The organism is Lactobacillus amylolyticus DSM 11664 (assembly GCF_000178475.1).
Taxonomy (GTDB): Bacteria; Bacillota; Bacilli; order Lactobacillales; family Lactobacillaceae; genus Lactobacillus; species Lactobacillus amylolyticus.
On sequence record NZ_ADNY01000051.1, the window covers coordinates 1 to 16,677 of the forward strand.

14 protein-coding genes are annotated in these 16,677 nt (G+C 40.3%); 3 read left to right on the forward strand and 11 right to left on the reverse strand.

The features are described from left to right. Positions 1–25: 25 nt before the first annotated feature. Positions 26–862 carry a DegV family protein gene (locus HMPREF0493_RS05885; protein ID WP_006352417.1) on the reverse strand — a complete coding sequence of 279 codons (837 nt, stop codon included), beginning with the start codon at positions 860–862 and terminating at the stop codon, positions 26–28. Between the two features lie 280 nt (positions 863–1,142). On the opposite strand from HMPREF0493_RS05885, the gene eno reads away from it, so the two are divergent. After that, positions 1,143–2,429, forward strand: coding sequence for a phosphopyruvate hydratase (eno, locus tag HMPREF0493_RS05890; protein WP_006352418.1), 1,287 nt, complete (start codon positions 1,143–1,145; stop codon positions 2,427–2,429). Positions 2,430–2,491: 62 nt separating this feature from the next. On the opposite strand, the gene HMPREF0493_RS05895 is transcribed toward eno, so the two are convergent. Further along, on the reverse strand, positions 2,492–3,337 hold the full coding sequence (locus tag HMPREF0493_RS05895) for a LysR family transcriptional regulator (protein ID WP_006352419.1): 846 nt from the start codon (positions 3,335–3,337) through the stop codon (positions 2,492–2,494). Between the two features lie 124 nt (positions 3,338–3,461). Between HMPREF0493_RS05895 and HMPREF0493_RS05900 the strand changes: the two genes are divergently transcribed. Both HMPREF0493_RS05900 and cls read left to right on the forward strand, forming a co-directional pair. Continuing rightward, on the forward strand, positions 3,462–5,738 hold the full coding sequence (locus tag HMPREF0493_RS05900) for an HAD-IC family P-type ATPase (protein ID WP_006352420.1): 2,277 nt from the start codon (positions 3,462–3,464) through the stop codon (positions 5,736–5,738). Between the two features lie 101 nt (positions 5,739–5,839). Further along, complete coding sequence (gene cls, locus HMPREF0493_RS05905) at positions 5,840–7,324, forward strand: cardiolipin synthase (protein ID WP_006352421.1); 1,485 nt, start codon at positions 5,840–5,842, stop codon at positions 7,322–7,324. A gap of 157 nt (positions 7,325–7,481) precedes the next feature. Here cls and HMPREF0493_RS05910 read toward each other — a convergent pair whose 3' ends face one another. The 9 genes from HMPREF0493_RS05910 to HMPREF0493_RS08860 all read right to left on the reverse strand — a co-directional run. Beyond that, positions 7,482–7,874 (reverse strand): hypothetical protein, encoded by a 393-nt coding sequence (locus HMPREF0493_RS05910; RefSeq protein ID WP_006352422.1) that lies wholly within the window; start codon positions 7,872–7,874, stop codon positions 7,482–7,484. A 243-nt stretch (positions 7,875–8,117) separates the two neighbouring features. Then, the gene (locus tag HMPREF0493_RS05915; RefSeq protein WP_006352423.1) at positions 8,118–8,651 is read right to left on the reverse strand and encodes a hypothetical protein; all 534 of its coding nucleotides are present in this window, start codon (positions 8,649–8,651) and stop codon (positions 8,118–8,120) included. Between the two features lie 188 nt (positions 8,652–8,839). Beyond that, positions 8,840–9,169 carry a hypothetical protein gene (locus tag HMPREF0493_RS05920; RefSeq protein WP_006352424.1) on the reverse strand — a complete coding sequence of 110 codons (330 nt, stop codon included), beginning with the start codon at positions 9,167–9,169 and terminating at the stop codon, positions 8,840–8,842. Positions 9,170–9,400: 231 nt separating this feature from the next. Then, a complete protein-coding gene (gene yjeM / locus HMPREF0493_RS05925; RefSeq protein ID WP_006352426.1) occupies positions 9,401–10,894 on the reverse strand; it encodes a glutamate/gamma-aminobutyrate family transporter YjeM in 1,494 nt (497 codons plus the stop codon). 140 nt (positions 10,895–11,034) lie between these two features. Further along, positions 11,035–11,562: an adenine phosphoribosyltransferase gene (locus tag HMPREF0493_RS05930; protein ID WP_006352427.1), complete on the reverse strand. Its 528-nt coding sequence runs from the start codon at positions 11,560–11,562 to the stop codon at positions 11,035–11,037. Positions 11,563–11,662: 100 nt separating this feature from the next. Next, a complete protein-coding gene (recJ, locus tag HMPREF0493_RS05935; RefSeq protein WP_006352428.1) occupies positions 11,663–13,933 on the reverse strand; it encodes a single-stranded-DNA-specific exonuclease RecJ in 2,271 nt (756 codons plus the stop codon). After that, the gene (locus tag HMPREF0493_RS05940) at positions 13,933–14,622 is read right to left on the reverse strand and encodes a class A sortase (protein ID WP_006352429.1); all 690 of its coding nucleotides are present in this window, start codon (positions 14,620–14,622) and stop codon (positions 13,933–13,935) included. Before HMPREF0493_RS05940 ends, recJ begins: the two co-directional genes overlap by 1 nt. Before the next feature lie 2 nt (positions 14,623–14,624). Further along, positions 14,625–16,463, reverse strand: coding sequence for a translation elongation factor 4 (gene lepA, locus HMPREF0493_RS05945; RefSeq protein WP_006352430.1), 1,839 nt, complete (start codon positions 16,461–16,463; stop codon positions 14,625–14,627). A 31-nt stretch (positions 16,464–16,494) separates the two neighbouring features. Continuing rightward, positions 16,495–16,677 (reverse strand): hypothetical protein (locus HMPREF0493_RS08860; protein ID WP_006352431.1); only part of this gene is annotated, 183 nt, incomplete at its 5' end.

Consider the following 16,677-nt stretch of genomic DNA (forward strand, 5'->3'; position numbering starts at 1 on the left):
TGCTAATCCTTTTTTGTTAGTAATTTTATTTTTCATTAAAGCCGACCATCAAGCCGCGCTTTTCAGCATAAAAGCTGCACAGTCCGTGCATTGGTCTCAAAGTAATGTCTGCATCCGGAAATGCGGCCAAAATCTTGTCTTTCAATTTTTCTGCCTCGTCTTCATTTTGACAGTAGTCGATGATGACTTGTCCGCCTTGATAATTCAGCTTTTTCATTTCCTTGACCATTTCCAAGTTGACCCGCTTCATGCCACGCAATTTTGCCAATGGTTCAAGCTTGCCTTCCTTGCTGGCAGCTCCAATCAACTTAATATGGAGCATTTTGGCAACTTTTGCTAAGGCTGGAGAAACCCGTCCATTCAAAGACAAGTTGTGCAGCGACTGCAAAGCAAACAATAGGTGCGTCTGTGTCCGCATTTTGGCAATGGCCGCATCGACATCTACCCAGCGAACATTGTTTTTAAGGATTTTTTCGATTCCCTGCAAAACAATTTCCATTTCTGGTCCGGCACTACGCGTATCAACGACAATAATTTCACTCTTGGGATTTTTTTCCAAGTAAATGTCTTTTGCCTGCAAAGCAGAAGAATAAGTGCCGCTCAACTGACTGGTCATGGTAACAATGATTGCTTTTTCACTACCTTCTAAAGCTTCAAGCCATTCTTTAATGCTAGGACATGAAGTTTTGCCAGCGACATTGTTTTCATCCATTTTTTGCAAGTAGTCTTGCATATCCAAGCCTTCATTATCTAAATAGTCTTTTCCGCCAAATGAAATAGTCAACGGCACCACAATTAAATTGCGTTTTGAATCTGTTAAGTCATTTGAGCTAGAATCGATGATTAATCTAATTTCACTCATATTTTGTTTTTTCCTCGTAAATATCTTTTTCTATTTCTATATTTTTAATTATATCGTAAAGCTTAAAAATTATATCGTAAAGCTTAAAAATTATATCGTAAAGCTTAAAAAGAGTTAATCTCCCTTTAGGAAAAATTAAAAATGTAAAGCGCTTTCATATGTTTACACAATCACAAAGTTAAGCTAAAATTTGAGGTGTGGACGAAGAGCAAATAGCTCTTCAGGTGGCGATGATACTTTTAAACCGGTATCACACCAGATATTTTTAGGAGGTTTTTTGATGTTAAAATCAGTCATTGAAAATGTTCATGCACTTGAAATTTTTGACTCACGTGGTAACCCAACTGTTGAAGTTCACGTTACCCTTTCAAACGGTGTCGTAGGTAAGGCTGAAGTTCCATCTGGTGCTTCAACTGGTGAAAACGAAGCCGTTGAATTACGTGATGGTGGTTCACGTCTTGGTGGTAAAGGTGTTTCAAAGGCAGTTAACAACGTTAACACTGAAATCAACGATGCATTAAAGGGTATGGACCCATACGATCAACCAAAGATCGACAAGACTATGATCGACTTAGACGGTACTCCAAACAAGGGTCGTCTCGGTGCCAACGCTATCTTGGGTGTATCTATGGCTACTGCTTGTGCTGCAGCTAAGGATGCAGGTCAACCTTTGTACCGTTACCTTGGCGGTATTGATCTTGAAATGCCACAAACTTTCCACAACGTTATCAACGGTGGTGAACATGCTGACAACGGTATCGACATCCAAGAATTCATGATCACTCCAGTTAACAAGACTTCATTCCGTGACGGCTTCGAAAAGATCGTTAACACTTACCACACCTTGAAGAAGGTTTTGGAAGACATGGGTTACGAAACTGGCTTAGGTGACGAAGGTGGTTTCGCTCCTAACATGAAGAACTCAGAAGAAGCTTTGAAGGCTTTGCACGAATCAATCATCAAGGCTGGTTACAAGCCAGGTGAAGACATCGCTATTGCATGTGACTGTGCTGCTTCATACTTCTACAACAAGGATGATCACAAGTACCACCTTGAAGGCAAGGTTCTTGACGATGAAGAGTTGGCAAACTACTACGACAAGTTGCTTGACGAATTCCCAGAATTAATTTCTATGGAAGACCCATACGACGAAAACGATATTGACGGTATAGTTAAGTTCACTAAGAGCCACAAAGACCGTATCCAAATCGTTCTTGACGACTTCATTTGTACTAACCCTAAGCTTTTGAACAAGGCTATTCACGATGGCGCTGGTAACGCTTCATTGATCAAGTTGAACCAAATCGGTACTGTAACTGAAACCCTTGAAACTGTCCGTCTTTCACGTAAGAATGGTTACAACACTATGATTTCTCACCGTTCAGGTGAAACTGGTGACACCTTCATCGCTGACTTAGCCGTTGCTGTAAACGGTGGTCAATTGAAGTCTGGTGCTCCAGCTCGTTCAGAACGTGTTGAAAAGTACAACCGTTTACTTGAAATCGAAGAAGAACTCGGTGAAGGCGAACGTTTGGCATTCTTCCCAGACGACGTTGACAAGGACTAATTTATCATTAGTTTGAGTTAATAAGAAAAAGAGACTTGCAATCGCAAGCCTCTTTTTTTGCCCTAAAAAATGTCAATGATCCGTTTCATCAAAGGCGAAACTTTTTCTTTTAGCCAAACCAGTTGCAAATGAGTTTCCCAACTTGCATGCTTTACCAAAACGAATTGTTTTGGCGCGTATAAATTAGCAATCGATTCTGGAACAAGTGCTGCTCCCATCTCCTGCTGAGCCCACAAAATTGCTGTTCTTGAGTCATCGCATTTTACAGCATAATAAGGCTTAAGGCCCTGATGAGCAAAACTTTCATTAAAAATATTTTCAAAGCGGCGATAAATGATTAGCGGTTGTTTGCTAAGTTCCTTCAGATTAACTGTCTGCTTTTCTAATAATTTTTGCTCTGTTGTTACCAAGGTCATTCTTTCATTAGTCAAAGTCTTACTCTGAATGCCATTATGGTTAAACGGCGTCCGCACAATCCCTAAGTCAATCGTGCCACTGCGCAATTTATCCAAAACGCCAAAAGTATTTTTTTCATAGACGTCAAAAGAAATATCAGGATAAAATCGCGTTAATTGTTTAAACTTATCTGAAGGCAATTCACCAACGGACGAAGAAGCAGAACCAATTTTGATAGTACCCAACTCCCCTTTAGCCGTTTTATTGACCTGATCTTTTGCAGTTTGCGCTAAAGTTAGAATTCTTTCAGCATAGTTTTGCAGTTCCTTACCCGCATCAGTCAGTTCAATGCCATAGGCTGTTCTGGTAAAAAGTGCGACGCCCAACTCCTTTTCCAGCTGCTTTAACTGGTAAGATAAAGGCGGTTGTGCGATAAAAAGACGCTTAGCAGCCGCCGTAATCTGTTTTTCTTCAGCAACTGCCAAAAAATAGCGTAATTGTTTCAAATTCATAATTTTAAAGTACCTCAAAGCAGATATTAAATTTTTAGATATCTCTTATCTTAAGACGATATTTTATTCAAAGCAACATCTGTGCTAACTTAATAGGTAGATTTAATCTGGAGGGAGAAATTCAATGGCTGAAAATATTCATGGCCTAAGCCAGGCTGAAGCCGAAAAACGACTTAAAAAATATGGATTGAATGAAGTGCCTGAACCTAAATACAATTTCTGGAAAGAATTTGCCAGTAAACTCTGGAATCTTTCCGCATGGATTCTTGAAGGTGCCTTAATTTTGGAGTTTGCTTTAGGCAAACGCGTCCAAGCACTCTTTGTTTTAGGAATGCTACTGTTTGCTGCTTGGAATGGTGCTTCGAAAAAGAAGCAATCCAGAAAAGTGTTGGACAGCATTTCACATAAATTAACGCCAACGGTTGCCGTTGAACGCGATGGCAAGTGGATCAAAATTAGTTCCAAGCAATTAGTTGTTGGCGATTTGATCTCACTGCAACGCGGGGATGTCGTTTCTGCCGATGTCAAAATTCTTGAAGGACAAATGTCATTTGATGAATCTTCGATTACCGGTGAATCCAAAGCAGTCAAAAAGAAGATCAATGAAACCGCCTATGCCGGCACAACAGTCATGGAAGGCCACGGGCTTGCCCTAGTTACCGCGACTGGCAAAAATTCACGCTCAGGCAAGACGATCAACCTGATCAACAATTCTGCGGCTCCTGGTCACTTGCAGCAGCTGCTGACTAAGATCATCTATTATCTCTGCCTTCTCGATGGCGTTTTAACTGCTATTATCGTTATCGCCTACTTCATCAAAGGTGGAACGGTCATTGGCTTCATTAATGATAAACTAGCCTTTTTGGCAATGATGTTCATCGCATCTATCCCAGTTGCCATGCCATCTACCTTTGCTTTATCCAACTCTTTTGAAGCAACCCGTTTGAGCAAAGAAGGCGTCTTGACAGCTGATTTGACTGGTATTCAGGATGCTGCCAACTTGAATTTGCTTTTGCTTGATAAAACGGGAACGATCACTGAAAACAAAACAGCTGTTACCAGCTGGAAGAATTTTAGCGATCTTGACGATAGCCAGCTCTTAGAACTAACTGCTGCCGCAACTGATCAAAGAAATCAAAGCATCATCGACGCTGCCCTGGACGAATTTATTTTAAGCAAGGGCCTTAAGGTAGAAGAAGCAGAAGACTTTACTCCATTTACCTCCAATACCGGTTACTCAATGGCCGAAATCAATGGTCATAACATTAAACTGGGATCCTTCAAGCAATTGTCACTAATCGATCAAAATGCTGAAAATATTATAAAAGACGTTGACTTCGAAGCCGGTCGTTCAGTTGCTCTCTTAATTGATGATAAATTAGCCGGCGTCTTTATTTTGAAAGACAAAGTTCGCCACGATTCAAAACAGGCCCTGCAAGAACTCAAAAAGCGCGGCATTCGTACAATTATGTTGACTGGTGACAACCAAAGAACAGCGGCTGCCATTGCCAAAGAAGTTGATTTAGCTGGTAATGTCATCTCAATTCATGACTTCAATGAAGAAACCGATGTTGAACATTTGGCCGGGATTGCTGATGTTTTGCCAGAAGATAAACTGAAAATGGTCAAGTTTTTCCAAAAGAAAGGCTACATCATCGGTATGACCGGTGATGGCGTTAATGACTCACCTGCATTGAAGCAAGCTGAAGTCGGGATTGCTGTTTCTAACGCTGCCGACGTTGCTAAACGTTCCAGCAAGATAGTGCTTCTTGACGATGGTTTAACTTCAATCGTTAAAATTTTGGACGCTGGTCACCGCGTTTACCAAAGAATGACTACGTGGTCTTTAACTAAATTAGCCAGAACTGCTGAATTGACGATGATCATGACCTTTGGCTACCTCTTCTTCAACTACATCCCATTAGCCTTAAATGCCATGGTTATCTACACTGTCATGAACAACATGGTAACGATGATGATTGGTACCGACCGGACTCACATTACTTATAAGCCAGAAAACTGGGACATGGGCCGTTTAGCCAAAATCGCCTTCTCGCTGGCTGCCGGTTGGACTGTTCTGGGCATTGCCTTTGTCTCCTATCTGACCATGCATGGCTGGAGTCACGGCACCATTTCGACCATGGTTTATGTTTACTTGGTACTAAGCGCGATGCTGATTGTTTTAATCACCAGAACCAAGAAGTACTTCTGGCGGGATTACCCATCTAAATTGGTCGGAATCGTTCAAATTTGCGATTTGCTCTTAACTTTCATCTTGGCCTTGTTTGGTTTAGCAATGACCAAAATTTCGATTCAAAACCTATTGATTACTATTGTGGTTGCCCTGATCGTAGCCGTTGTCATTGACCTCTTCTACAAGCCAATTATGGAAAACAAATAATTTATATCCAAAAGTCATTGAGTTGATATACTCAATGGCTTTTTTTGATATTTTTGCTAAAATTAGTTTAATAATCTTTTAAAAGAAAGTTTGGTATTAGAATGATTTGGACTTGGGATGTAATCAGACGAATAATTGAAGTCTTGTGGCTGATCAACATTGCTTTTGCAATTTGGACAGTTTTCCGCAGTCGGAGAAATATTGCTTCAACCTGGGCATGGCTGCTTGTTTTATCAGTCTTTCCCTACATTGGTTTTATCCTCTATCTCTTTTTGGGAAGACATTTGTCACACGATAAAATCTTTGCTATTCAAGATGAGCAGAAAAAGATTCGTGACCAATTTTTAAGCAAACAACGTGATGAGCTGCGCAAACATGACCTGCTGCCAGAAAAAGACCGCAAGCCACGTGCTCGCCGGCTGGTAGAACTTAATCTTAATAACGATGACGCAATTTTAACCTACAATAATCAAGTTGAGGTTTTTACCGACGGTCCCACCTTGTTTGATAATCTGGTTGAAAATATCAACCAGGCTAAAGAAATGATCGATGTCGAATTTTATACTTTTTATGATGATCATTTAGGCAATAGCGTCTTAGCCGCTTTAGAAGAGGCACAGAAGCGTGGAGTTAAAGTGCGGGTGATTTACGATGCCAGTGGTTCACGCGGCACCAAGCCTTCTTTTTTCAACAAATTGCGCGATTTAGGCGGACAAGCACAACCTTTTATTTCTACTTCCAGTAAATATTGGTTCATAACGCCAAGAATGAATTATCACCTGCACCGCAAAGTGGTCGTGATCGACCACCGAATTGGCTATATCGGCGGTTTCAATATTGGTGATCAATATGTTGACCGCTCGCAAAAGTTTGGTCATTGGCGCGATACTCACTTGCGCGTTGTCGGACAAGCGGCTGATCTGATGGAAATTCGCTTTGCAATGGATTGGAATACTTCCTGCCGTAAAACACGCTTGCCGAAATATAATCTGGGCTGGCTGAAAGATTTTAAAATTCAAACAGCAGATAATAACGAGCAAGTACCAATGCAAATCGTTTCTTCCGGTCCTGATTCTGAAAATGCAGCTATCCGGCGCTCCTACCAAGAAATTATTGCTAGTTCCCTTGACTACGTTTATATCCAAACGCCTTACCTTATTCCTGAAGCACCAATGCTTGAATCTTTGATCATTGCTGCCAAAAGCGGTATAGATGTCCGCATTATGGTTCCTTGCATGGCCGATCACGCATTTGTTTATCGGGCAACGGAATATTACGCTAAGTACTTAACTGAGAACGGTGTTAAAGTTTACAAGTACGATAATGGTTTTATTCATGCCAAAACAATGGTGTCTGATTCCAATATTTCTTCAGTTGGTTCGGCTAACCAAGATTTCAGAAGCTACAGCTTGAACTTCGAAGTTAACAGTTTTAACTACTCACCTGAATTATCTGCTAAACTAAAAGCAATTTTTGAAGAAGATTTGAAGAAATCAACTTTGATGACGAATGAATACTTCAAGCAGCAATCAGCTTGGCGCAAGTTCAAACAATACTTCTCAAGATTGCTTTCACCAATTTTATAAAAATCGAATATTGCAATAGAAAAGACTAAGTACAAAATTCGTACTTAGTCTTTATTTTTCCAGGTATTTAACAGTTGGCGAACCAAATCTGCATATGAATTCAAATCCAGCCTTTCTTTTAGTTCATTAATTGCAATTTTTCTTAAATCGTCGACAATTAGGAAAATTCGATTTTGATAAAAGTAATTTTTTCTCGATAAACATTCTTCTTGTTTGTCTGATAACGCTCACGCAAATTGATCTCATCAGCAAGTTCAGAAAGACGGGCATCCCCATTGCCACGATTTGTATAATAGATCCGTTCGACTTCAGTGCCATTCTCAGTTCCGCTTTTGACGTAAAAACCACGCAAAGCCGGTTCTGCCAAACGCTTGGTTTTAAGATCAATGGCAAAGATTTCTTTTAAAGGCGAACTCAAAACAGGCTGCATCCATTCCGTTTTCTTAAGACTTTGCATGTGCTGTTCGAGTTTTTCCTTAATTGCTGCATCGGTAATCTGTTGCAGCTTGCCATGAGCTTCTAGCAACAATTCATCCAGCACGGTTTCCACAATGGTCGGCCGCTGCTGATCCGTAAAGACGTTTGAACCATCATAATGATTAAAGCCGTCTCCCGCTGCTTGAATGCCATTTTTTTCTGAATAATAAAGATGTTTGTTGGCACTTTTAGCATAAAAATCACGGCCGCGGTAATCACTTTGAAATCAGTCTTTGCTAGCAATCGATCTAATTCAGTCTCCGACATTCCCTCAGGGAGGTTTAAATACAGAATTAATGAATTAACCGAATAGATATTAAATTCCTCTCTCCTGCAATTCTTCGACCAATTCAAGGATCTGCAATTGTACTGTCAAATACATCGCCAAGATATTGTTCGGCTGCTTTAGATGATTATCAAAACTGGTTTCGCCTGCTCCTTTTAATGCGTGCAGCAAACGATAGTCGGCTAAGATTTCTGGGGTATTTTTGCCATTTTTCTCAACATTGGCAATCATCTGCTTAACGAATTTAGCAGCATGAGCGTCAAAGACCTTCATTTTGAGCAAGGTCTTTTGAAAAAGCATGGGAGTTTCAACCTTGTAAATCTTTTTGCTATAATCCGTTCTCGCAAAAGCAGCCGCATTCTTCCAGTTCCTAGTTCTCTCATAAAGTGCTGGATTAACCGTAATGCCATGCAGACCATTTTCACTTGGGAGCAAAGCCAAAAAAGTCCCATCTGGATTTTGAAGCAATGGCGGCCGATAATTTTTCAAATCTTGATGAACATGCTTCAAACTGCCCACTTGCGTTAGATTAATGCCTTGATAACGACCGTAAAATTGCAGCAATTTCTGACCTCAATTGCTTTTCAAAGCAGGCAGATAAAACTGGGCAGAAGGCCGATCTTGAATGTGATGGTCGCGGTACAAAATTGCTTCGATTGTTTCTGCGATTGTTGGAAGCGTGTCGTTTCAAATAAAGTGGCCAAATTCAACAGCCTTTGCCTTAACTGCGTAATGCGCTTTGTCGCGGATTATTAAATAGGCAAGCCCATTTCAAGCCAGTAGCGTTCCAATCTGGTCAATTCGCCATGATCGATTCGACCATCAAGCGTCCGAATATCCAAAAAATGAGGATTATGCTGCCAAGTTGATAGCATTTGCGTCTCATGCTTGCTCCATAAGCCAGGATATTTTTTCATTATGTTAAAAGGTGAATCCAGCGAAGTCAGCAATGCTCTTCTCATACTAAAAAGCTGCAACAGCTGCTCTTGTGTTTGCTCTCTGCGCTTTTGATCCAAAACCAGGATCGGCATTTCATAAAAACGACTGGCAAAATATAGATAGTCATGGCTTTGATCATTCATCAATTTTTAAATAAACGAAAAAAGCTCTTGGAAATCAGTCTGATGATGTTTGCCATAAGAGAAAAGATGAAAACGCGCTGGTTTGGTCAAGGACAAGTGACCGACTAAAAGTTAATTTTCATCTAAATAAATTTGACCAAATAACTGCATCTTTTCATCTCCTTTAACTTTCTTGCGCATTTAATTGTATAAAAAAAGCACTTTTCTTGTAAAAAGAAAAGTACTAATCATTTAAAGCTGATTTTCCTTATGTTCACGTATTGTGTAGTAAAGATATGCAATCACACCAAAGGCTACTGGACCAATTGCAGTCCAGAAGGAAGTTTGGTAGTCACCGCGAAATAATGGCTCGATACAAGTGAAGATAATCCCAATTGCAACCACTAACCAAACAACGAGGGTAGTGGCCCAGACCTTTTTCTTGCCTTCAATAAAGACAAATGGTCGATCCAAGTTCTTCTTTTCTTTAAAGAATGGATAAGCTGCAATCAAGAACAAGTATGGCGCAGATGAGGAAACATTCATCATATCCATTAAAATCGTGTAGAACTTGCCCGCTGCATTGCCACCAAATGAAATGAACAGGATGATAACTGAAACAATGACCGCTTGCAGCCACATTGAGCGCTCTGGCATATTATGCTTGTTAAGCTTTACCAATTTGCGTGGCAAAAGTCGATTATCACAGCCTTCAATGAATGACTTGATTGGTGAGTAAACCATCAAAAAAGCTGCTGAAATGCCGGACAAAACGTCAGCCCAACCGGCACAGTGTGAAAAGACTGAACCAATTGTAGCCGAAACCGAATTGGATAAACCCAGGCTGTGCCCCAGCACGATACCCAAATTATTGATCAGAATATATTCAACATTAGCCAAATCAACTTCTTTACCGCCAAGTTGTGCTTTCCAGTTGACCGCAACCCCACACATCAAGATGTTGAAGACGTAAAGAAAGGTCATGATAACCATGGCAATGATCAAGCCCTTGGGATAAGTTTTTTCAGGCTTGTCAACCGAATCAATGACACCAGAAGTTGTTTCTAGACCGCCGTAAGCAAACAAGGCATAAACGATGAATGAAACAACTGCAATTGGCGACTGGAAAGCTGAGTTTGGTGAATGAACCAAATTTTGTGCGGTTATTGGTTGAGCCAGATGTCCTTTATTAAGCAAAAAGACCAGCAATGAAACAACCGTAAAGCCGATGGCAATAGCCAAAGTAAAGAAGCCGCCGATGTTGGAAACTACTTTAATCTTGTCAATTCCTTTAGCCGCACAAAAAGTGACGATTACCAAGAAAACAACTTCAAGGATACCTAAGAGCTGTGTTGAATTCAGATTCAAGAAATTCCAGCTTTGAGTCGTATCATGACCCCAGACCGCGGTTGAAACAGATACTAAAAAGAATTGAGTTGAAGATACCAACCAGATAACCCAAGCTGCCAGCCAAATAAAAGTACCGACAAAGGCAACTTTTTCATTAGTTGAACCTTCAAGCCAAGAATAAATACCGCCTTTGATGCCCTTAAAACTTGCCCCATATTCAGCGAAAATCAGAGCTGAAGGCAAGAAGAACAAAATCGCCGTCACGACGTACCAAATGATACTTGCGTACCCCATCTGATAGAAGGCACTGATGGAGTTTGAAAAGCCAAAAATGGCAGAAAAAATCATCAGGACTAAACTGCCTAGTTTAATCTTGGTCGAATTACTATTATCCATAAACTACTAAAAATCGCTCTTTCATAATCAAACATTCCTATTATGCACTTTTCTAGCAGAGAACTCAAAGAGAGACTTGAAAAAGAAAAAGCATTAAGCTGCATTCCTGCAACCTAATGCCTTCGTTTTAAACTTTTTAATTATGAGCCATGATATTGAACAAGTGAGTAAATATTAGTATCTGGGAACTTTTCGCGACCCTTTAAATCAACCAATTCAATGTAGAAAGCAGCTCCCACAACTTTACCGCCAAGGTTTTCGACCAATTCCTTAGTAGCATGCAAGGTACCAGCAGTAGCCATTAAGTCATCGCAGATAACTACTTTTTGACCTGGTTTAATTGCATCCTTGTGCATTTCCAAAACATTTGAACCGTATTCCAAATCATAAGAAGCACTTTCAGTTTCTCTTGGCAACTTGTGCGGCTTACGTGCAGGCACAAAGCCAATTCCCAATTCAGTGGCTACAGGACAACCAACGATGAATCCTCTAGCTTCTGGGCCAACAATGACATCAGCACCACGTTTCTTTGCGTATTCAGCAAGCTCATGAGTTGCAGCGCGATATAATTTGCCGTCTTGCAAGATAGGCGTAATATCGCGGAAAATAATGCCCTTGTTTGGAAAATCAGGAATATTTGCAATATATTTACTAAAATCAACTGCCATAGAAGAAAAACCTCCAAAAATCCGTGTGTTTGGCTATAAACACTTTTGACCTTTACATTTTACCAAACATCGGCTAATAAAGCATTAAAAACTAAACAATTTATTTCATGAAATTCTTAATATACGTAATTAATTGCTGACTAGGCATATTGCGCAACTGTTGTACGAAATCAATTTGCGATTTTGTCGCCATCAAATACTTTGAAGTGGAAAGCGGCTTTTTCTCAGGGGTGCTCGTCCCTACAAGTCGACCCTGATCCAAACTTACAAATCCTAATTCAAAGAATACCCGCAAAATAAACAGTACGCTGTCATAATCCAGACCAAGAAACGGCGCTACTGAACGATAATCCTCCAGTTTCAGGCTTGGATGGGCATAAATATACTTAAGAACTTTAGCAAAATAGCCTTTGTTGGGCAAATTTTCGACTGGCAATTGATCAAGCAGGAAGCGCAAATACAACTGCTGATAATTATTGGCTAAAGCCTGATTTAACTCCGCTTGACTGTGCGGGGTATCAAGTAAAACCGCTACCTCGCCATCAGTTTGATAGTCTTTAACCAAACTAATCTTATTTGGTTGGATGCCTAAACTATTTTGAGCGTAATTGACGTTTTTCTCATCAAAGAGCAAATACCGATCGGCAAAGCCCATGACATAATTTTCCGTTCTAAGATCAATTACAGGCGCTGGCACCGCCAATTTTGGCGAAGCGAACTGAATTCCTTCCATGATTCCCTGCAATTGCACGCGATTGCGGTAAGTATTGACTGCAAGTTGGAAAAAGACTTCCGAAATAAATGGCAAGAGATTATTATTCAAAAATTCCTTGTTGAAACCAACGATGTCTAGCTTGCCGCCACCCTTTTCAGCGGTAAACTTAACGTGATTTTTCTCCTTGCCCATCTTGAAGAAATGAGTAATCTGTGGCGAATCAATACTAAAAATAGGATTGGGATCGCCTGTGCCAAATGGCCCCACTTGATTTATTTCAGCCATTGTTTGAGGTGTCAAATTCTTTAATGGCAGTTCAAAGTCATAGTATTTTTCTTCCAAAGTGCCTTCAACGTGAAAGTCCTTTTCGAATTTATCCCGAAGCAGATTTATTTTATTTTCCGTTAAAGAAAGACCACAGGCAAAATCATGCCCGCCAAATTTCGTCAATAATGAATCTTTTAATGGATTTAACGCATCAAAGAGATTAAAGCCAGGAATAGAACGGCCAGATCCCTTGATTTCGCCGGCTTTATTTTTAGTCAAAACAATGGTTGGCTTATGAGTTTTTTCAACGATCTTGTTTGCTACTAAACCAAGTACGCCTTCATGAAATTCAGGATCATATAAAACCAGCGTATTCTGCTTTTGCCAACTGTTTTCCTTAATCTGGCTCATGCAGCGGTGATAAACTTCCGCGGTTAATTCCTTGCGCTCATCATTCAGCTCTTCAACCTTGTCAGCTAGCTTTTTTGCCTCGGCCTCATCATCACTTAGCAAAAGTTCAACCGCCATATTGGCATTGGCTAAACGGCCGACGGCATTCAGACGCGGAGCAATATTGAAGCCAACATCGGTTTCGTTAATACTGCCCATAGTCAAACCAGCATTTTTAATTAAAGCCCTTAAGCCCGGACGCTCGGTTTGGTTCAGCATTTCTAACCCGCGCTTGACGATGACATGTCCTTCACCCGTCACTTTAACCATGTCACCAATGGTTCCAATCATTACTAAATCAAGCAATTCCGGCATTGGATCTTCCATCAGCTTGCGGCAGATGGTATAAGCAACACCAGCACCGCAGTAGTCATCAAAGGGATACTTTTGTCCGGGATAATTGCAATGAACCAGAGCATAAGGTTTGGGCACATTTTCTTGAAAAGTATGGTGATCAGTTAAAATGACATCAACGTCATGCTGTTGAGCATATTGGACCTCATCTACCCCGGTAACGCCGTTATCGACTGTAATGATCAACTTAGTACCATCAGCAACAATATCATGATAGCGTTCCATATTCGGTCCATAGCCATCTTTAAAGCGGTCGGGAATAAAATAGTGCACATCGGCTCCTAAAATCCCCAAGGCATCCGTCATAATGGTCGTCGCCGTAATGCCATCGGCATCATAATCGCCATAAATCGTGATTTTTTCGCCATTATCAATTGCTTGATTAATGCGGTCAACAGCTTTGTCCATGTCATGCATTAAAGAAGGATCAGCCAGGTCATTTTCTGTAGCGTTAAACCAAAAGTTCAGTTTGTCATCCGTATTTATTTTCCGCAAAGAAAACAACTTAGCCGCAATCGGACTAAGTTGATATTTCTCAATTAAATCTGAATCAAGCGCTTCGGCTTGTCGTTTATTCCATTTCATTATTTTAAGTTAAACACCTTTAGATTACTCTTGCTTGCTGTTTCTGTTTTCACTAAACTGCCGCGAACTGCCCAACGGTTAACGCCACCATCAGCACAGGTGATCAAAGTGACAATTGCTTTCTTAGTGTTATTAACCAAATAGACAGCATACGGATTTACCTTTTTCTTCATGTAAATCTTGTACACATAAACCTTTTTCATATTGGTTAAATATACAAGTTCACCCTTTTTGACATCTTCAAGCGGTGAAAAGAGAATCCCCTTTGCGGTCATATAGTGACCAGCAAGCGGATAATTCCCTTTACCCATAACTTGATCGGCTCGCATGGTTCCGCCACCGGTGGTCATTGCCGCGTCAGACATTCCCAAGCAAATGGGAAGATGCATGTTAACATCAGGAATTGCAAGAGCACCAATAACATGGGCACCGCTTTTTGCGCTTGATTTTACTACCTGGCCAAAGCTGACTTCTTTAACCCTTTTGAAATCAAACATGCCCTTCTTTTTTTCATTTTGAGCAACTTTTTCGCTAGTTAACGAAATCATTGCCTTGTTTTGATTTTGGCTGATCATGACATTGCGGATTTGTTTATTAAAAATTAAAACCAAATCAACCAGCAGCAAGATGATCGCAATCACTCGCGTAACAATGACTCTAACATTGCGTTTTTTCTTTTTATCTGCCATGTTTACTTTTCTTTGATATCATCGTCATTCATCTTCAGGACTGCCATGAAGGCATCTTGCGGTACCTCTACTTTACCTACAGCCTTCATTCTCTTCTTACCACGCTTCTGCTTTTCTAGCAGCTTAGCACGTCTATCTGGGTCACCGGTGTGAATCTTCCAGGTAACGTCCTTACGGTATGGCTTAATCGTAGCACGTGAAATAATCTTAGCACCGATCGCACCTTGAATATCGACTTCAAAGTTTTGTCTTGGGATTAATTTCTTAAGCATTGAAGTCATTTGCCGTGCACGATCTTGAGCCTCTGATCTGTGAGCAATAAAGCTAAGGGCATCAATTGGCTCTTTATTAAGTAAAATATCAATCTTAACCAGGTCAGTTGAACGGTAGCCCGTAATTTCGTAATCAAGTGAAGCATAGCCTTTAGTAGATGACTTTAAATCGTCAAAGAAGTCAAAAATGATTTCGGCTAATGGCATGTTGTAGATGACATTGACTCTGTACTTGTCAAGATAATCCATGGTGACAAATTCGCCACGTTTTCTTTGGCAAAGTTCCATGACTGGACCAACAAAGTCGTTTGGTACCATGATTTCAGCCTTAACATAAGGTTCTTGCACTTCTTTGTATTCACCAGCATCTGGCAAATCTGATGGGTTATCAATAACCTTGGTTGAACCATCATTCATAATTGCATGATAATCAACTGATGGTGCGGTCATGATCAGATCTAAGTCGAACTCTTGTTCTAATCGTTCCTGAATAACGTCCATGTGTAACAGACCTAAGAATCCGCAACGAAAACCAAAGCCTAAAGCCGTAGAAGTTTCAGGCTCAAATTCGAGCGCTGCATCATTTAACTGCAGCTTTTGCAGAGCTTCTTTTAAATCTTCATAGTCACGGTTATCTACTGGATACATACCAGAATAAACCATTGGTGGAATTTGCCGGTAGCCCGGAAGTGGTTCTGCAGTAGGATTATCCGCTTGAGTGATAGTATCACCCACACGAGTTTCACGAACCGATTTAATATTGGCAGTAATGTAGCCTACATCCCCAGCAATCAAAATGTCTTTTTTAATAGGATGTGGACTTAAAACACCAACTTCGGTAACTTCGTATTCCTTGCCTGTATTCATAATCTGAATCTTGTCACCAGGCTTGACCGCACCATCTTCGATTTTGACTGACATGACAACGCCGCGATAGTCATCGTATTTAGAGTCAAAAATCAAGGCCTTAAGCGGTGCAGTAATATCACCAGATGGAGCTGGAATATCTTTTACTACTTTTTCAAGCATGTCCTTGATGCCTTGTCCGGTTTTACCAGAGACTTCAGCAGCTTCTGAAGCATCCAGACCGAGCATCTCTTGGATTTCTTCCTTAGTCTTAGGAATGTCAGCAGAAGGCAAATCGATTTTATTGATTACAGGTAAAATGGCTAAATCATCATCGATAGCTAAATAAGTGTTGGCCAAAGTCTGAGCTTGCACACCCTGTGAAGCATCAACGACCATTAATGCCCCTTCACAGGCAGCCAAAGAACGTGAGACTTCATAAGAAAAGTCCACGTGCCCTGGTGTATCGATCAGGTGGAAAATGTAGTCTTCGTCATCTTCAGCATGGTACTTGACTTCAACTGAGTTCATTTTAATAGTAATACCGCGTTGACGTTCAAGCGGCATATCATCCAGCATCTGATTCTTGAGTTGTCTTTCACTTACTGTATCTGTTAATTCAAGAATTCTATCGGCAATTGTAGACTTACCGTGGTCAATATGAGCTACAATTGCGAAATTTCGAATATGTTTTTGGTAGTCTTTTAATTTTTCTAAATCCATAAAACGTGTTCACCCTTTACTATCTTACTTATTATAGCAAAGCTAGCAGTGTAGATAAAACTTCTGCATCAAAAAATGGCTCTATAATTTTTCCTGTTGATGACTTATCTATATGATAAGCTGTTAACAGGTTTTTTATTGCATTAAAAAAGGAGGACATAGTCCTCTTCAATAAAAAATCTATTCCACTAAACATTTTATAAATAAAGGTGAT